This is a genomic window from Pseudomonas sp. B14-6, assembly GCF_013260315.1.
GTDB classification, from domain to species: domain Bacteria; phylum Pseudomonadota; class Gammaproteobacteria; order Pseudomonadales; family Pseudomonadaceae; genus Aquipseudomonas; species Aquipseudomonas mandelii.
The window spans coordinates 6,617,122-6,633,645 of sequence record NZ_CP053929.1; the positions used below are offsets into that span (position 1 = coordinate 6,617,122).

General features: G+C 59.7%; 16 protein-coding genes and 4 pseudogenes. 10 read left to right on the forward strand and 10 right to left on the reverse strand.

The window, feature by feature from the left end:
* The first annotated feature begins 213 nt into the window (after positions 1 to 213).
* Positions 214 to 1,634 (forward strand): annotated as a pseudogene (gene leuC, locus HP062_RS30215) (3-isopropylmalate dehydratase large subunit).
* Positions 1,631 to 2,245 (forward strand): 3-isopropylmalate dehydratase small subunit, encoded by a 615-nt coding sequence (leuD, locus tag HP062_RS30220; RefSeq protein ID WP_172792472.1) that lies wholly within the window; start codon positions 1,631 to 1,633, stop codon positions 2,243 to 2,245. The pseudogene leuC and the gene leuD overlap by 4 nt, the downstream one beginning before the upstream one ends.
* A gap of 96 nt (positions 2,246 to 2,341) precedes the next feature.
* Here leuD and HP062_RS30225 read toward each other — a convergent pair whose 3' ends face one another.
* The 3 genes from HP062_RS30225 to HP062_RS30235 form a co-directional block, all read right to left on the reverse strand.
* Positions 2,342 to 3,292 carry a LysR substrate-binding domain-containing protein gene (locus HP062_RS30225; protein WP_154503915.1) on the reverse strand — a complete coding sequence of 317 codons (951 nt, stop codon included), beginning with the start codon at positions 3,290 to 3,292 and terminating at the stop codon, positions 2,342 to 2,344.
* 18 nt (positions 3,293 to 3,310) lie between these two features.
* Positions 3,311 to 4,186 carry an alpha/beta fold hydrolase gene (locus HP062_RS30230; protein ID WP_102594890.1) on the reverse strand — a complete coding sequence of 292 codons (876 nt, stop codon included), beginning with the start codon at positions 4,184 to 4,186 and terminating at the stop codon, positions 3,311 to 3,313.
* Between the two features lie 238 nt (positions 4,187 to 4,424).
* The gene (locus HP062_RS30235; RefSeq protein ID WP_010461157.1) at positions 4,425 to 4,883 is read right to left on the reverse strand and encodes a VOC family protein; all 459 of its coding nucleotides are present in this window, start codon (positions 4,881 to 4,883) and stop codon (positions 4,425 to 4,427) included.
* A gap of 120 nt (positions 4,884 to 5,003) precedes the next feature.
* Between HP062_RS30235 and HP062_RS31365 the strand changes: the two are divergent.
* Positions 5,004 to 5,090, forward strand: a pseudogene (locus tag HP062_RS31365) (methionine ABC transporter substrate-binding protein); the annotation flags it as partial.
* Between the two features lie 118 nt (positions 5,091 to 5,208).
* On the opposite strand, the gene soxR reads toward HP062_RS31365, so the two are convergent.
* Positions 5,209 to 5,676, reverse strand: a complete 468-nt coding sequence (gene soxR, locus HP062_RS30240; RefSeq protein ID WP_154503917.1) for a redox-sensitive transcriptional activator SoxR — start codon at positions 5,674 to 5,676, stop codon at positions 5,209 to 5,211.
* Positions 5,677 to 5,771: 95 nt separating this feature from the next.
* Between soxR and HP062_RS30245 the strand changes: the two genes are divergently transcribed.
* Positions 5,772 to 6,137 (forward strand): antibiotic biosynthesis monooxygenase, encoded by a 366-nt coding sequence (locus HP062_RS30245; RefSeq protein WP_154503919.1) that lies wholly within the window; start codon positions 5,772 to 5,774, stop codon positions 6,135 to 6,137.
* On the opposite strand, the pseudogene HP062_RS30250 reads toward HP062_RS30245, so the two are convergent.
* Positions 6,134 to 6,322 (reverse strand): annotated as a pseudogene (locus HP062_RS30250) (sigma-54-dependent Fis family transcriptional regulator); the annotation flags it as partial. The gene HP062_RS30245 and the pseudogene HP062_RS30250 overlap by 4 nt on opposite strands.
* 117 nt (positions 6,323 to 6,439) lie before the next feature.
* Here HP062_RS30250 and HP062_RS30255 point away from each other — a divergent pair.
* The 4 genes from HP062_RS30255 (at position 6,440) to HP062_RS30270 (ending at position 10,661) form a co-directional block, all read left to right on the forward strand.
* Positions 6,440 to 6,709: a hypothetical protein gene (locus HP062_RS30255; RefSeq protein WP_154503921.1), complete on the forward strand. Its 270-nt coding sequence runs from the start codon at positions 6,440 to 6,442 to the stop codon at positions 6,707 to 6,709.
* 101 nt (positions 6,710 to 6,810) lie between these two features.
* Positions 6,811 to 7,425 (forward strand): LysE family translocator, encoded by a 615-nt coding sequence (locus HP062_RS30260; RefSeq protein WP_077747875.1) that lies wholly within the window; start codon positions 6,811 to 6,813, stop codon positions 7,423 to 7,425.
* A 204-nt stretch (positions 7,426 to 7,629) separates the two neighbouring features.
* Positions 7,630 to 8,787: a cysteine desulfurase family protein gene (locus tag HP062_RS30265; protein ID WP_010461142.1), complete on the forward strand. Its 1,158-nt coding sequence runs from the start codon at positions 7,630 to 7,632 to the stop codon at positions 8,785 to 8,787.
* Between the two features lie 65 nt (positions 8,788 to 8,852).
* Positions 8,853 to 10,661 carry an aminopeptidase P family protein gene (locus HP062_RS30270; protein ID WP_010461140.1) on the forward strand — a complete coding sequence of 603 codons (1,809 nt, stop codon included), beginning with the start codon at positions 8,853 to 8,855 and terminating at the stop codon, positions 10,659 to 10,661.
* Here the strand turns inward: HP062_RS30270 and HP062_RS30275 are convergent.
* Complete coding sequence (locus tag HP062_RS30275) at positions 10,654 to 11,562, reverse strand: LysR family transcriptional regulator (protein ID WP_077747874.1); 909 nt, start codon at positions 11,560 to 11,562, stop codon at positions 10,654 to 10,656. The genes HP062_RS30270 and HP062_RS30275 overlap by 8 nt on opposite strands.
* 115 nt (positions 11,563 to 11,677) lie before the next feature.
* Between HP062_RS30275 and HP062_RS30280 the strand changes: the two are divergent.
* Positions 11,678 to 12,675, forward strand: a pseudogene (locus HP062_RS30280) (zinc-dependent alcohol dehydrogenase family protein).
* Here HP062_RS30280 and HP062_RS30285 read toward each other — a convergent pair.
* Both HP062_RS30285 and HP062_RS30290 read right to left on the reverse strand, forming a co-directional pair.
* Positions 12,672 to 13,262 carry a 2-hydroxychromene-2-carboxylate isomerase gene (locus tag HP062_RS30285; protein ID WP_010461134.1) on the reverse strand — a complete coding sequence of 197 codons (591 nt, stop codon included), beginning with the start codon at positions 13,260 to 13,262 and terminating at the stop codon, positions 12,672 to 12,674. The pseudogene HP062_RS30280 and the gene HP062_RS30285 sit on opposite strands and share 4 nt — an antisense overlap.
* 37 nt (positions 13,263 to 13,299) lie before the next feature.
* Entirely contained in the window at positions 13,300 to 14,028 is a 729-nt protein-coding gene (locus HP062_RS30290) for an SDR family oxidoreductase (RefSeq protein WP_172792473.1), read from the reverse strand.
* Between the two features lie 92 nt (positions 14,029 to 14,120).
* Between HP062_RS30290 and HP062_RS30295 the strand changes: the two genes are divergently transcribed.
* Positions 14,121 to 14,693, forward strand: a complete 573-nt coding sequence (locus tag HP062_RS30295; protein WP_077747872.1) for a TetR/AcrR family transcriptional regulator — start codon at positions 14,121 to 14,123, stop codon at positions 14,691 to 14,693.
* Here HP062_RS30295 and HP062_RS30300 read toward each other — a convergent pair.
* A complete protein-coding gene (locus HP062_RS30300) occupies positions 14,680 to 14,961 on the reverse strand; it encodes a hypothetical protein (protein ID WP_010461128.1) in 282 nt (93 codons plus the stop codon). The genes HP062_RS30295 and HP062_RS30300 overlap by 14 nt on opposite strands.
* 168 nt (positions 14,962 to 15,129) lie before the next feature.
* Positions 15,130 to 16,017, reverse strand: a complete 888-nt coding sequence (gene rhtA, locus HP062_RS30305; RefSeq protein ID WP_010461127.1) for a threonine/homoserine exporter RhtA — start codon at positions 16,015 to 16,017, stop codon at positions 15,130 to 15,132.
* Between the last annotated feature and the right edge of the window lie 507 nt (positions 16,018 to 16,524).

The following is a 16,524-nucleotide window of genomic DNA, read 5'->3' on the forward strand; positions in this document are numbered from 1 at the left end:
TGTAGGAGCGAGCCTGCTCGCGATAGCGGTCGTTCAGCCCGCTTCAACGTGACTGGCACACCGCTATCGCGAGCAGGCTCACTCCTACAGGGGGGAACCGATCCAACACGAACCATGGTTCACGGGATCACTGTCCGGCCATTGATGGCGATGTCCTACTCCCTAAGATGGAGCTCAGACGCCTTTCACCCGCGAGCCTGAGCGAGCCTTTCCATGCCTCCAGCAAGAACTCTCTACGACAAACACATCGATTCCCACACGGTGTGTCGCCTCGATGACCAGGGTCACGTCCTGTTGTACATCGATCGCCAGGTCATCAACGAATACACCAGCCCCAAGCGTTCAGCGGGTTGCGCGAGGCCGGACGCGGGGTCTGGCGGGCCGGCACCGCGCTGGCGGTGGTCGATCACGTCAACCCCACCGCCCCGGTGCGCATCGCCGCGATGCCGGACCCCGGCGGCGCGCGACAGGTGTCGTACCTGGCGGAAAACTGCCGTGATTTCGGCATCGAACTGCTCGACATCCTCAACAAACGCCAAGGCATCGAACACGTCATTGCGCCGGAGCAGGGTTTCATTCTGCCGGGCATGGTCATCGCGGCGGGCGACAGCCACACCACAACCTATGGCGCCCTCGGTGCGTTTGGTTTCGGCATCGGCACCTCGGAAATCGAGCACCTGCTGGCGTCTCAGACGCTGGTCTACAAACGCCTGAAAAGCATGCGCGTGACGGTGGAGGGGGCGCTGGCGCCGGGGCTGACGTCCAAGGATGTGATCATGGCGCTGATCGGCCAGATCGGCGCCTCGGGTGCCACCGGCTACGCCATCGAGTTTCGCGGTTCGACCATCGATGCCTTGAGCGTCGAAGCACGCATGACCATCTGCAACATGGCCGTCGAGGCCGGGGCGCGGGGGGCGTTCATGGCCCCGGACGAGAAAGTCTTCGCCTACCTCAAGGGAAAACCCCGCGCACCCAAAGGCGCGTTGTGGGAGCAAGCGGTGGAGAAGTGGCGCGCCTTGCACAGCGATGCGGGCGCGCACTTCGACCGTGAAGTCCAGGTGGACGCCAGCGCTCTGGAACCGATGGTGACGTGGGGCACCAGTCCGGACCAGGCTTCCCCGATCGGCGCGCGCGTGCCGGACCCGCAAGACGTCAGCGACTTGATCCTGCGTCAGGACATGCGCCGCGCCCTGAATTACATGGGCCTCGAAGCCGGGATGCCGCTGAGCGACATCGTCATCAGCCACGCCTTTATCGGCTCCTGCACCAACGCGCGCATCGAAGACCTGCGCGACGCCGCCAGCGTGGTGCGTGGCAAACATGTCGCCGGGCACGTGCGGGCGATGATCGTGCCGGGGTCCACCGAAGTGCGCAATCAGGCGGAGGCCGAAGGCCTGGCGGCGATCTTTATCGAGGCCGGGTTCGAGTGGCGTCAGTCCGGGTGCTCGATGTGCCTGGCGATGAACGACGACGTGCTGGCGCCGGGCGACCGCTGCGCCTCCAGCACCAACCGCAATTTCGAAGGCCGTCAGGGCGCGGGCGCGCGCACGCACCTGATGAGCCCGGCCATGGTCGCCGCCGCGGCGATCACCGGCCGCCTCACCGACATCCGTCACTTTGGAGACCGCGCATGAGCCTGCAACCCTTCACCCAGGTCACCGGCCAGGCGGCGCCGATGCTCGCCGCCAATATCGACACCGACGTGATCATGCCCAAGCAGTTTCTCAAGGGCATCGACCGCGCCGGGCTGGATCGCGGTTTGTTTTTTGACCTGCGATTTTTGCCCGACGGTTCACCAAACCCTGAGTTCGTGCTGAACCAACCCGCGTGGCAAGGCGCACGTTTCATGGTGGTCGGGCCGAACTTTGGCTGTGGGTCGAGCCGCGAACACGCGGTCTGGGGCTTGCGGCAGATGGGGATTCGGGCGTTGATCGGCAGTAGCTTTGCCGGGATTTTCTATGACAACTGCCAGCGAAATGGAGTGTTGCTGATCACCCTTGATGAGGCCGTATCGCAGCGGCTTGGGTACGTGGTCAGTCAGCCGGACAGCGCGCTCATCAACGTTGATCTCGAGGCACAGGAAATTCGCCTCCACGACGGTAAAGTCATCTCGTTCGAGATCGACACCCTGCGCAAAACCGCACTGCTGCTGGGCCTCGACGCCATCGGCAGCACCCTGCAGCGCAGCGAGCAAATCAAAGCCTTCGAACGTAATCACCTGGCTGCCAACCCCTGGCTGAGCTGAAATCGCCTTCGTGGGCAAGCCTCTCTTCTTTAGGTTCTGCGCAATCCTTGTAGGAGCGAGGCTTGCCCGCGAAAGGGCCCGCCCTGACACAACCAATCAAACCGACAACCCCTTGAAATGCACCTGCAAAAACTCCACACACGCCCGCAGCTTCCCCGAGTACGCCAGCCGCGTCGGGTACACCGCCCAGACGTTGGCGCTCTGACTGTATTCGGGCAGCAACTGCACCAGCCGCCCCTGATCCAGCAGCGGTTTCACGTCCCACAATGACCGCAGCACCACACCGCGCCCGTCCAGTGCCCACTGCAAGACAATCTCGCCGTTGTTGGATGACAGCGGGCCGCTGACCCGCACGCTTTCTTGAACCCCGTTGCGTTCCAGGTTCCAGATGCCGAACGCGTTGTCGCGCTCCTTGATCACCAGGCAATGATGCTGCTCCAGTTCATTTAAGGTCTGCGGCATGCCCTGCCGTTGCAGGTAACCGGGCGCCGCGCAGACAACCCGTCGATTGCTCACCAACTGCCGACCGATGTGCTGGCCGGGAATGTCGTCGCCAACACGGATCTCAAGATCGAAGCCTTCATTGACGATGTCCACCACCCGGTCGAACAGGTCGAGACGAATCTCCAGCTCCGGATAACGCTCGGCCAGCAACGAAACGGCTGGCGCCACGTGATGACGGCCGAAACCGAAACTGCTGCACAGATGCAGGCGCCCGCGAGGGCTGTCGTGGGCGTCGGAGAGTTCGTCGTGCAGTTGCTGGAAGTCATCGAGAATGCGCAACGCCCAGCGCTGGACCCGTTCACCGTCCTCGGTCAGGGCGATGCGGCGACTGGTGCGATGGAGCAGGCGGGTGCCGAGGGTGGTTTCGAGAATCTGGATGCGCTTGCTGACATAGGCGGGCGACAGGCCCAGCTCATCGGCCGCGGCGGCGAAACCGCTCTTGCGGATCACGGTGAGGAGTACACGCAGGTCTTCGGGTAGGGGCACGTTGTCTTTCTTGGTGGTCATGGCAGAACGAACACTGGCGGCATGAGCCGCCAGCATAGCAGCGGGACGCAGCGATCAGCGCAGGAAGCCCAGCACTTCGGCGAGCAGCAGTTCGGGGACTTCTTCAGCGATGTAATGGCCGGCGGGCAAGGCTTTGCCACGCACGTCGGTCGCCACGTGTTGCCATTCCTTGAGTGGCTCGAAACAGCGCCCGACCGTGCCTTCTGCACCCCATAGCACCAGTAACGGCAGGTGCAGATATTTACCTGCCTGGATATCGGCGCGGTCATGTTCCAGATCGATGCTGGCGCTGGCGCGGTAGTCCTCGCAGATGCCGCGCGCGGTGCCCTGCAGTTGCAGGCAGCGCAGGTATTCGCCGAAGGCATCGGCGGTGAACGGCTTGAGCCCGGCGCTGCGACTGCCCATCACGCTGCGCAGATAGGCGTCGGGGTCGGCTTCGATCAGGGTTTCCGGTAGCGGGGCCGGACGGATCAGGAAGAACCAGTGCCAGTAGGCGCGGGCAAAGGCTTCGTTGGTTTGCGCGTACATCGACAGGGTGGGAGCGATGTCCAGCAGCACCATGCGTTGCACGGCAGCGGGATGATCCAGCGCCAGGCGATGGGCCACGCGAGCGCCACGGTCATGGGCCAGCACCGAGAACTGCTCGAAGCCCAGGGTCTTCATCAGCTCGACGCTGTCCTTGGCCATTTCTCGTTTGGAGTAGTGGGTGTGGTGGTCGCTGGCCGGTGGTTTGCTGCTGTCACCGTAACCGCGCAAGTCGGCGGCGATCACGGTGAAGTGCTCGGCCAGTTGCTCGGCAACCTTGTGCCAGATGACGTGGGTCTGCGGGTGACCGTGCAGCAACAGCAGGCCAGGTCCGCTGCCGCCGATGCGGTAGGCAATGTCCACACCGTTGACGTGGCGCTGGTCTTTCAGGAATCCGGCGAACATGAGGCGAGTCCTTGTTGTAGTGGTCTGCATCCTGAAAGTGTTGCGCCGTGAGGGCAAGGCGTGAAACGTGGTGCGCTTGTTCATGAAGTGTGTTCGAGGGATCTGTGGTGTCAGGGATGCCGCCTCCGCGGGCAAGCCTCGCTCCTAAGGGGGATTGTTTCGTTCGCAAATATCCGGAACCACCCCCCTGTAGGAGCGAGGCTTGCCCGCGAAGAGGCACGCTCAGACATTGAATGATTCAACCCTGCTGAAACATCTCCTTGGCCCGCTGCTCGATCTGCTCCTGAGTCAAATCCTCCTTGCGCGTGGCCAGGAACCACAAATGCCCATAGGGATCTTTCAACGTCCCTGAACGGTCGCCATAAAACTGATCCTTGACCTCGGACACCACCGTCCCACCCGCCGCGATTGCCTGTTTATAGGACTTGTCCACATCGGTCACATACAAATGCAGCCCCACGGACGGCGATGTGTCGGGATTGCTTAACGGCCCTTGATCGCACGGCGTACCGAGCATGATCGGGCAATCGCCAATCCTCAGCTCGGCGTGGCCAATCCCGCCATCAGGCATGGACAGACGCATGACTTCCGTGGCGCCAAAAGCCTTCTTGTAGAACTCGATGGCTTCGGCCGCTTTTTGAATGCCCAGATAAGGCGTGATGCTGTGATAACCCTCTGGAATGGGTTTGACGCTCATGACGGTTCTCCCTTGTTGTTGTGAATTGAAGGTGTTCCTTCGCCGATTTCCGGTCGGATAACTATAGGTCAGCGCTTTTTGCGCCACTGAGTGCCCGACGAGCAGCAGCGCCACTGTTTGCAGAAACGGGCCATGGCGTTGAGCTCCGATGAGTTTCGGCAGTTCATCCTGACCCGCTGCAAAGGACAGATTGCGCCGGGTTTCTAAGCTTTCGGTCTGCCTTGAGGACGTCTTCGCGGGCAAGCCTCGCTCCTACAGGTTTTGTGTCGTTCGCCAGTAACACGCAATCCTGTAGGAGCGAGGCTTGCCCGCGAAGGCCACGCCGCTATTTCGGATCTGCCCCGGATTCCAACAGTTGCGCCCCCGGCCCCTGTTCCCCCAGCACATCGCCAAAGTTACGCAACGGACACGCCTCCATCGACAGACACCCGCAGCCGATACAGCCATTGAGCTTGTCCCGCAGCAAGGTCAATTGACTGATCCGCTCATCCAGATCCCGACTCCACTGCGCCGACATCACCTTCCAGTCCGCCGCCGTCGGCGCTCGGTTATCCGGCAAGGCTTTCAGTGCCTCGCCAATCTCAGCCAACGGAATTCCCAGGCGCTGCGCGACTTTGATCAACGCCACCCGCCGCAGCACTTCCCGCGGATAACGCCGCTGGTTGCCCTGATTGCGATTGCTTTTGATCAACCCCTTGGACTCGTAAAAGTGCAGGGCCGTGACCGCCACGCCGCTGCGCGCGGCCAATTGGCCGACAGTGAGTTCCTTGTGCAGATGGTCCGGGGTGATCATTTGAAAAATGCCTCTTGACCTCTAGTTAAGTCGAGGTTTTACCCTGCAAGCCTTCGGATCGCAAGGTCCGGCTTACACGTCAGTGGGGACTCTTCATGCAAGCGCCAGAGAAAAATCGCAGCTTCACCCAGTTGATCGAATTCGAGATCGAACCCCATCAGCAACCCGCGTTGGTGTCGGCCTTGTCAAAGCAGACCGAGCGCCTGGCCCAAGGCTACAGCGGGTTTTTGAGTGCGAGCATCCAGGCCAGCGACGACGGTCGGCGGGTGCTCAACTACCTGCAATGGCAAACTCGCGAGGCGGGGGAAGCTGCGTTTCAGAGCTTTGAAAGCGGCGAGCAGGATTTCTGGCAGCTGATTCGCGCGCATCAGGCGAAAACCGTGACGTTCGGCTCGTTCCAGGTGTTGCACAGTCTGGAACGTAGCCATGACTACGCGCTGCACTGCAATCTGGTGAGTTAAATCGACAATTGCATCAGGCGCTCGCCTTGCACGTTTTCCGTGGGCCGGCGCTTGTTCACCGCCCGTTCGCCGATCTTGATCAGTCGTGTGCGCGTGACGTTGCGGCTCAAGCGCAGCAGGGCAGCGGTGTGCACCTGGTTGTAATGGCTGAGGCGATACGCTGCGCGCAACAACGTGTGTTCGATGGTTAAACGGTATTAGCCAAATTCGATAGCCACTATCGAGAGCGTTGATTTCTGCCCTTTGAAGGGGGCGGGTAGCCTGTGTTCATTGCCCCGAACCCAGATGCCAGGACGCCACCCATGAAACCTCTAATCGCCATTTTCCTGCTGCTCGCGGTCTCCATTCTTGCCGGATGTGCCAGCCATGTTTCGCCCGAATTGCGACCCTATACCGCTGAAGAAACTCGGGAACTGGCGCTGGAGGACTTGAATCGTCGCGGTTTGTCCTTCGACGAGTACCATGCGAAAAAAGCCGAATTGCTCGGCCTGCCGCAAAAACCGGTCGGTTTCGACAAACATGGCGAGATGAACGCTGAACGTGCTGTACAGCTTCACGGTCGTCCAAGCTGATCTCAAACTGTACCGTTCGAAGTTTCACGTAACTGTCCATGGGTTTCCCCGGGGCGTGCGATAGGGTCAACACCTGACTGACCCTGATTGGACTGCCGCTCATGACGCTCTCGCTCGATCTGCTGCTGGGCTTCGCCCTGTTTGCCCTCGTCACCTCGATTACCCCTGGCCCGAACAACACCATGTTGCTGGCATCGGGCGTGAACTTCGGCTTTCACCGCACTATTCCGCACATGCTGGGCATCACTTGCGGCTTCTTTGTGCTCGTCCTCGCGGTCGGTTTCGGCCTGGGTGCTGTGTTTCAAACCTACCCGTTGCTCTATACGGTGCTTCGCTACGTCGGCGCGGCGTACTTGCTGTATCTGGCGTGGAAAATCGCCCATTCCGGTCCGGTCTCCGAGAGTGAAAAGGGCGACAGCAAACCCATCAGCTATCTCGGAGCGGCGGCGTTTCAGTGGGTCAATCCCAAGGCGTGGATCATGGCCATCGGTGCCATCAGCACCTACACGCCGATGCAGGGCTACTTCACCAATGTGATCGTGATTGCTGCGGTCTTTGCCTTGATCAATCTGCCGAGCGTCGGCGTCTGGGCCGGTTGCGGCACCTTGTTGCGCAATGTGTTGAAGGATCGACGCTGGTTGCGACTGTTCAACTGGGGCATGGCCCTGCTGTTGGTGGCTTCGCTGTATCCGTTGTTGCTCGAGAGCTTTAGCTGACACATCGCTTCAACCGGTTGGCCGATGCCTGTTAAGCTCGACTTCAGGAGCGTTCCTACGCACTTTTAAATGAAGTTGTCCTTCTTTAACGGCCTCCGATCAGGTATTTCTAACGCACTGAACGGTCAGCGCAGCTCACGAGGCTGCGCTTTGATGTTTCAGTGACGAGCCTCCTGATCCCGGAACATGCTCTGCGAGTCTTCTATGAATAAACGTCCTCTGTATTTTGACTACGCCGCCACCACGCCGGTGGATGAGCGGGTCATCAAGGTCATGGTCGAGTGCCTGGGTTTCAACGGAAACTTTGGCAACCCGGCGTCCAGCTCCCATGCCTTCGGCCAGCAGGCCCGGCAAACGGTCGAGCAGGCGCGGCGCCAGGTCGCCGAACTGGTCGGCGCTCAGGCGGACCAGATTGTCTGGACCTCCGGCGCCACCGAATCGAACAACCTTGCCCTCAAGGGCGTGGCCCAGGCCCGCGGGGTGTCCGGCGGACACATCATTACCAGCCAGATCGAACACAAGGCAATCCTCGACACGGCGAAGCAGTTGCAGGACACAGGCGTTGCCGTGACGTATCTGGTGCCTGACGCCGAGGGCCTGATTACCCCGCAAGCGGTCAGCGAGGCGATGCGCGAAGACACCTTTCTGGTGTCGCTGATGCTGGTCAACAATGAACTGGGCACGGTCAATGACATTGCAGCTATCGGCCAGGTGGTGCGTGATCGTGATGCACTGTTCCATGTCGACGCCGCCCAGGGCGCAGGCAAAGTGGCAATCGATCTTGCCCGCTTGCCGGTGGACCTGATGTCGTTTTCGGCGCACAAGATCTACGGCCCTAAAGGCATCGGCGCCCTGTACGTCGGCCCGCGCGCGCACCAGCGTTTGCTGGCGCAGATTCACGGTGGCGGTCACGAGGGCGGTTTGCGTTCCGGCACCTTGGCGACTCATCAGATCGCTGCGATGGGTGTGGCCTTCGCCTTGGCGGCGGCCGCATTCGACGAGGAAAAAGCCACGATCGTGCGGCTCCGCGAACGCTTGCTCGAGCAACTGCTGAGCATCCCCGGCGTGCGGCTCAATGGCAGCCCGACCCAACGCATTCCTCATACCCTGAGCCTGACCTTCAACGAAGGCGAGTTCAATTCTGCGGCGCTGAGCAGCTCGATCGCGTTTTCTGCGACCTCGGCCTGTAACTCCGCCAGCAATGCCCCGTCCCATGTGCTGCTGGCCCTGGGGCATGACGCCCGCTCGGCGGGTCGCACGATTCGCTTGAGCCTCGGCCGGTTCACCACCGAACAGGATGTCGACCAAGCGGCACAACTGATTAAAGCGGCCTGCGCCAGTGCTCCGGCATTCTGGCAATAAGGCCTGAAAGTGTCGGCACTGATCGGCACTCAACAATAATGATGAAGTGATTAGCAGGAGACATGATGAGTACGCAGCCTTCGATCAATGGATCGGTGCCCCAACGTTTGGCGCAAACCCGCGAGCTGATGAGCCGGGAGGGCATTCATGCCCTGCTGGTGCCGTCGGCCGATCCGCACTTGTCGGAATACCTGCCGGGCTATTGGCAAGGGCGGCAGTGGTTGTCGGGCTTTCATGGCTCGGTCGGCACACTGATCGTGACCCCGGACTTTGCCGGCGTCTGGGCCGACAGCCGTTACTGGGAACAAGCGAGCAAGGAACTCAACGGCAGCGGCATTGAACTGGTCAAGCTGCAGCCGGGCCAGCCTGGCCCGCTGGACTGGTTGGCCGAGCAAACCCCTGAAGGCGGTGTCGTCGCGGTAGATGGCGCGGTGATGGCCGTGGCGTCGGCGCGGACGCTGGGCGGCAAACTTGAAGAACGCGGCGCACGCCTGCGCACTGACATCGACCTGTTGAGCGAAGTCTGGAGCGACCGCCCGACGCTGCCGAATGAGCCGATCTACCAGCACTTGCCACCGCAGGCGACGGTCAGTCGGGGTGAAAAGCTCGCGAAATTGCGTGAGGTGTTGAAAGATCGTGGTGCTGACTGGCACTTCATCGCCACCCTGGATGACATCGCCTGGCTGTTCAACCTGCGTGGCGGCGACGTGTCGTTCAACCCGGTATTCGTGTCCTTCGCGCTGATCAGTCAAGAGCAGGCCACTCTGTTCGTGGCCCTGAGCAAGGTCGATGCCGAGCTGCGTGCGGTCCTCGAACAAGACGGCGTGACCCTGCGCGATTACAGCGAAGTGGCCGACGCCTTGCGCGCCGTGCCGAGCGGCGCGAGCTTGCAAGTCGATCCGGCGCGCGTGACGGCCGGTTTGCTGGATAACCTGAACAGCGGCGTGAAACTGGTCGAAGGTCTCAACCCGACCACGTTGGCCAAATCACAGAAAAGCCTGGCCGATGCCGGGCACATTCGTCAGGCCATGGAGCAAGACGGCGCGGCGCTGTGCGAGTTCTTCACCTGGCTGGACTCGGCGTTGGGTCGTGAGCGCATCACCGAACTGACCATCGACGAACACCTGACGGCCGCGCGTACCCGACGTCCGGGTTATGTGTCGCTGAGTTTCAACACCATTGCCGCGTTCAACGCCAATGGCGCGATGCCGCACTACCACGCCACCGAAGAAGAGCACGCGGTGATCGAAGGCGACGGTCTGTTGCTGATCGACTCCGGCGGCCAATACCTGGGCGGTACCACCGACATCACGCGGATGGTGCCGGTCGGTACGCCGACGGATGAGCAGAAACGCGATTGCACGCGGGTGCTCAAGGGCGTCATCGCGCTGTCCCGTGCGCAATTCCCTCGTGGCATTCTCTCGCCTTTGCTCGACTCGATTGCCCGCGCGCCGATCTGGGCTGAAAGTGTTGATTATGGACACGGCACCGGTCACGGCGTCGGCTACTTCCTCAATGTGCACGAAGGCCCGCAGGTCATTGCCTATCAGGCCGCCGCAGCACCGCAAACTGCGATGCAGCCGGGCATGATTACCTCCATCGAACCGGGCACTTACCGACCGGGCCGTTGGGGTGTACGGATCGAAAACCTGGTGTTGAACACCGAAGCGGGCAAGAGCGAATTCGGTGAGTTCCTGAAATTCGAAACCCTGACCCTGTGCCCGATTGACACTCGCTGTCTGGAACCGTCGCTGCTGACTGACGACGAAAAGCAGTGGTTCAACGCCTACCACGCCGAGGTGCGCCAGCGCTTGAGCCCGTTGCTCGAAGGCGCAGCCCTTGAGTGGTTGAACACCCGGACTGCAGCTATTTGACCGGTTGGAGTTCAGGCGCTGTTTCGAGCGCCTGACTCATGTAGTCGACAAAGGCTTTGACCCTGGCGGATTGGCGACGATTCGCCGGGGACACGGCATGAATCGGCAGCGACTGCGCGGTGTAGTCCTGCAAAATCGCAGTCACTCGCCCGGCGTTCAGATCCTCACTGAACAACCACACCGGCGACAAAGCAATTCCCAATCCTCCCAGCACCATCTCGCGGATCGCCTCTGAGTTGTTGCTTTTTGCATTGCCCTTGATCCGCACCTCATGATGCTGGGCTCCGCTTTCGTAAACCCATAGGTTCTGACTGTTCAGCAGGTTGAATTGCAGGCAATTGTGTCCGCGCAGTTCTTCTGGTGTTTGCGGCTGGCCGTGTTGCTTGAGGTAGCCTGGCGCAGCAACGGTCACTCGGTGGGTGGTGCCTATGCGGCGGGCGATCAGACCGCTGTCGGTCAATTCGCCGATTCTGAACGTGACGTCGAGGCCTTCGCTGACCAGGTCCTGATTCTGGTCACTGAGTTGCAGGTCTATCTGCACCTGGGGGTGTTGTTTCAGAAACTCAGGAAGCCGCGGTGCAATCTGCAATCGCCCGAAACTGACCGAGGAACCGATCTTCAGGTTGCCGGCAACGGTTTCGCGTCCTGAATGAAAACTGTGTTCCGCCGCGTCCACGGCCGCGAGGATTTGTCGGCACTCGCTGTAGTACCGCTGACCTTCGTCAGTCAGCGAGAGTTGACGCGTGCTGCGGGAAATCAGCTTCCCGCCCAGTTCAGTTTCCAGCGCCCTTAGCACTTTACTGATGGTTGGCTGGCTGGTCTGCATCTCCCTGGCAACGGCAGAAAAGCTGCCGCGCTCGACGACCCGGACGAAGATGGCCATTGCATTGAGTTTGTCCATGGGGTTTCTCATTGATGCCAAATGGGCATGGTCACTATAGCGATACAGCGTCTTATCGGCATGAGTGAGTGAGAGGAAGATCGTCCTACCGCCACCTCTGACAGGAATTTGCGAAATGACTGACTCACTTCAAATGCGTGCTCTGATTGTTGATGTGGCCAACGGGCCGTTACGCTTGGTTTCCATCCCGCGACCTGTGCCAGGACCGGGTCAGGTGTTGGTCAGGATCAAAGCCAGTGGAGTGAATCCGCTGGATGGAAAAATTCGTTCGGGTCAGGCGGCTCATGCGCGACAACCCTTGCCAGCGGTGCTGGGCATGGATCTGGCCGGGACGATTGAGGCGTTAGGCGAGGGCGTAAGTGGATGGCTGCCGGGTGATGAGGTCTACGCGATGGCGACCGGAATCGGCGGTGCGCAAGGTTCGCTTGCGCAGTTCGCGGTGGTTGATGCGCGTCTGCTGGCGCACAAACCGGGCAATCTGAGTATGCGTGAGACCGCCGGGTTGCCCCTGGTGTTGATTACCGCATGGGAAGGATTGGTAGACCGGGCTCGAGTGCGTGCCGGTCAGAAGGTGCTGATCCATGGCGGTGCCGGGGGTGTCGGGCACGTGGCGGTGCAAATAGCCCGGGCTTTCGGTGCTGAAGTATTCGCCACGGGCTCTGCGGGTCAGCAGGCAATCATCGAAAGCTTCGGTGCGACGTTTATCGACTACCGCAAGTCTTCGGTTGAGGACTATGTGGCGGAGCACACGGGGGAGAGGGGTTCGATATTGTCTATGACACGGTGGGCGGTGAAACGCTGGATGCTTCCTTCAAGGCTGCTCGGGTCTACGAGGGGCATGTGGTGAGCTGTCTCGGATGGGGGCAGCACAGTCTGGCACCGTTGTCGTTTCGGGCCGCGACTTACTCCGGAGTGTTTACCTTGTTGCCTTTATTGACTGGCAAGGGCGGCGAGCACCACGGACAGATCCTTCGGGACGCCGCGAAGTTGATTGAGGCCGGTAAGCTGAAGCCGTTGCTTGACCCGCGGCAGTTCACATTGCAAACCGCCGAGGCCGCCCATGAACTGCTCGCTGGTGGAGCGGCTCAAGGTCGTTTGGTCATCGAGATTTAACGCAGGGCCTCAAGGACGAAGTCCAGTCGATCCTGACCGAAGAACATCTGATCGCCGATGAACATGCACGGTGCGCCGAATACACCGCGCTGGACCGCTTGCTCGGTGTTGTCCTTGAGAGCGGCTTTGACGTCCTCATCGGCGGTAAGGGCCAGTACTTCGTTTGGATCGAAACCATTTCGCGTCAGCACGGCTGCAACAGTCGCCGGATCATCGAGGCTGCGTCCCTCGACCCAGAGTGCGTGGAACAGACAATCGATAAACGCGTGGAAGCGTTCGGGATGACGTAATTGCATACCGGTGACGGCGCGCATCAGCATCAGGGTATTGATAGGGAAGTGCGGGTTGAACTTCAGTGGCACGCCGTATCGTTTGGCGTAGCGGTCCAGGTCCTGAAACATGTAGCGACCTTTGGCCGGAATGGTTGCCGGTGAAGCGTTGCCCGTGGCTTTGAAGACCCCGCCCAGCAGCATGGGTTTGTAGACCAGCTGGCTGTCGGTCTGCTCGCAGATCTTCGGTAATTGGGTATACGCCAGGTAGGTGGCGGGGCTGCCTAAATCGAAAAAGAACTCCACGGTTTTGCTCATGGTCGGTGCGCTCTGCTTATTGTTGTAGGGGGAGGGCTTACCAGCGTTCGTTCCAGGGGCGCAGATCCAGCTCGAAAGTCCACGCGTCCCGGGGCTGGCTGTGCAAGTACCAATAGTTCTCGGCGATGTGCTCGGGATTGAGGATGCCGTCCTCGTCCTTGGTCGCGTACTTTTCCGGAAAACTGTTGCGGATGAAATCAGTATCGATGGCGCCGTCGACGACGACATGGGCAACGTGAATATTCATCGGCCCCAGCTCCCGGGCCATGCTTTGAGCCAGTGCGCGAATCCCGTGCTTGGCGCCGGCGAAGGCTGCAAATCCTGCCGCTCCGCGCAAGCCAGCGGTGGCGCCGGTGAACAGAATCGTGCCGCGTTGGCGCTTGGCCATCCGCTTGGCCACTTCACGGGCATTGAGAAAACCTGAGAAACAGGCCATTTCCCAGATCTTGAAATACTTGCGGGCAGTTTCTTCGAGAATGCTGCACGGCACATTGGCGCCGATGTTGAAAACAAACGCTTCGATGGGGCCGATCCCGGTCTCAATCTGCTCGACCAGCGCAATCACATCCTCTTCCTTACGTGCATCACAGGCAAATCCGTGGGCGTCACCGCCATTGGCCTTGATTGCATCGACCAATGGCTGGAGTTTGTCCGCGCTACGACGAGTGACGCAGGCAATGAAACCTTCCTGTGCAAAACGCTTGGCAATCGCGCCGCCGGTGGCATCACCGGCGCCGACAACCAGTACGACCTTCTTATTATTCATGGGTAGATCCCTTTGATGAACGATCGTTAACTGAACGAACGTTATGCTAGGATTTGGCATGCGTCAAGACAGTCAATCCTGAGGGCAAGGCAATGCGTTACTCGGCCAATCACAAGCTGGAAACAAGAGAGAAACTGCTGACAAGCAGCGCGGTGTCGGCCAAAAAGTCCGGTTTTTCCACGGTAGGCGTCGACGGGCTGATGAAGGCGATCGGCTTGAGTGGTGCTGCTTTCTACAGTCACTTTTCGTCGAAGGACGAACTGTTCGCTTCGATCGTCGAACGCGAGTTGTGCCAAAGCCTGGAGCGTTTGGGTGCTGATCAGGATTGCGACAGGCTCGAACGTTGCCTGAAGCATTATCTGAGCATGGCCCATGTCGAGCACCCGGAGTCCGGTTGTGCATTACCGGTATTGGGAGCCGAAATTGCTCGTTCAGATATCGCTGTTCGCCAGGAGGCGGAGGTCTGGATTTGTCGGCTGCAGGAGCGTTGGGCAAGTATTCTGGAAAGCGACAGTCTGGCGTGGGCGATTCTGTCGCAATGCATCGGTGCCTTGGTCGTGGCGCGAATGCTGGCCACTCCCGACATCCAGCGCACCGTGCTGAAGTCCAGTTACGATGAGATTGGCCGCCAGATTGCCGGGCGGCATCAACCTATTTGCAAATGACGATCATGCTTCGGCTGGTATAGCCGGCAGGGTTGAGACCAAATGGATAATCACCTGGTTCTTCCACGGCATCTCCCGACTTGGCGATGACCTTGTAACCCTTGGGCGCGCACGAGTTGGCGGCGCTGGTGTAGCACTTGTCCCAGGATGACGAAAGCCCTGAACAATTGATATGCAGCCCTTTCTTGCCATGTTTGACTTGTGTTTTCGATGTCGCCGCGCAACCCGCAATTGCGAGCACGGCAATCAATAGCAAAATTCGTTTCATTACTGTCCTTATAGCGCTCCCGGATCTCGCGCCCGGGTGTGGCTGCATTCGCTTTCGATTGAAGCGTTCTGATATCCCTATCCTGAAAAATCCTTGGATGACATTCGGTTGCGGGCCTAAACATGGCCTAATTGAGCGGCAAATACCAGACCTGCGTCAAATCCTGTATCAATCCGCCGCGACCGCGGGCTTGGCAGCACTTCCCATGGTCATGGTCGCCCCCACGGAAGCCAGAATGATGCACATGATCGCCATCCACTGTGACAGTGTGAGGTATTCGTGGAGAAACAGCAGACCAGACAGCGCGCCAATAGCCGGTTCAATGCTCATCAATGTGCCGAAAGTCCGGGTTGGCATTCGGGTGAGCGCGACCATCTCCAGCGTATAGGGCAGGGCGGTGGACAGAAGGGCGACAGCGATGGCCACGGGGATCAATGACGGAGTCAGCAGGGCGGCACCGGCATGGACGATGCCGATAGGCGCGACGAACAGTGCGGCAATCATCACTCCCAGTGCAGCGGTCTGTACGCCATTGTCGGCGCCGGCCTTCTGGCCGAACAGGATGTAAAGCGCCCAGCACACGCCTGCACCCAAGGCATAACTGGCGCCTGCCAGGTCGATTCCCGCACTTGTCGCTCCTGTCGGTATCAATAGCAGCAAGCCGATAGCCGCCAGGGCAATCCACAAAAAGTCGATTGCGCGGCGTGAGGCATAGATAGCCACCGCCAGTGGCCCGGTGAACTCCAGGGCGACGGCAATACCCAGGGGGACGGTGCGCAAAGACATATAGAAGAGGAAGTTCATGCCGCCCAGTGCCATCCCGTAGACGATAACGGTACGCAAGGACTTTGCGGTGAGCTTCGCCCGCCATGGGCGCAACAGGATCAGCATGATCACGCTGGCGAAGAGCAGCCGCAGGGTGGTGGTCCCCTGAGCGCCGATAATCGGGAACATGCTTTTGGCCAATGAGGCGCCGGACTGGATCGACGCCATGGCTATTAAAAGCAGGCCCACGGAGAACAGGGTCGAGACGAGGCTGCGGGGATGGTCATTCATAGCGTGGCATCGTCCGAAGTGGGAAGCGAAAGTGTTGTTCTATGGTTTGGGCAATATATTGCGCATTCGCGACGGTCGCGTCTATATATAAGCAACGATTTTGGGCATCCTGATAGAAAAGCCAAATCAGGGGTTGACGGCAGATTCTGGAAGTCTATAATTCGCCCCACTTCCGGCGCAGTCGAAACGGAAAACTCCTTGGTAAACAAAGAGTTACGCAGTTTTCGACAGCGAGTTGCTTCAGGTCATCGAAGCCCAGAAGGAGTTGATCAGGCGGGGTTGTTTGGCTTGGTTGACGGTTCGATCTTCTCGGTCGAAAGCGGAGAAAAAGAGGTGTTGACAGCAGCGAGTAACGCTGTAGAATTCGCCTCCCGCTAACGAGAGATCGGAAGCGCAAGTGGTTGAAGTTGCAAAGGAAACTTTGAAAACTTCTGAAAATAACCGCTTGACAGCAACAGAGGCTGCTGTAGAATGCGCGCCTCGGTTGAGACGAAAGATCTTAACCAA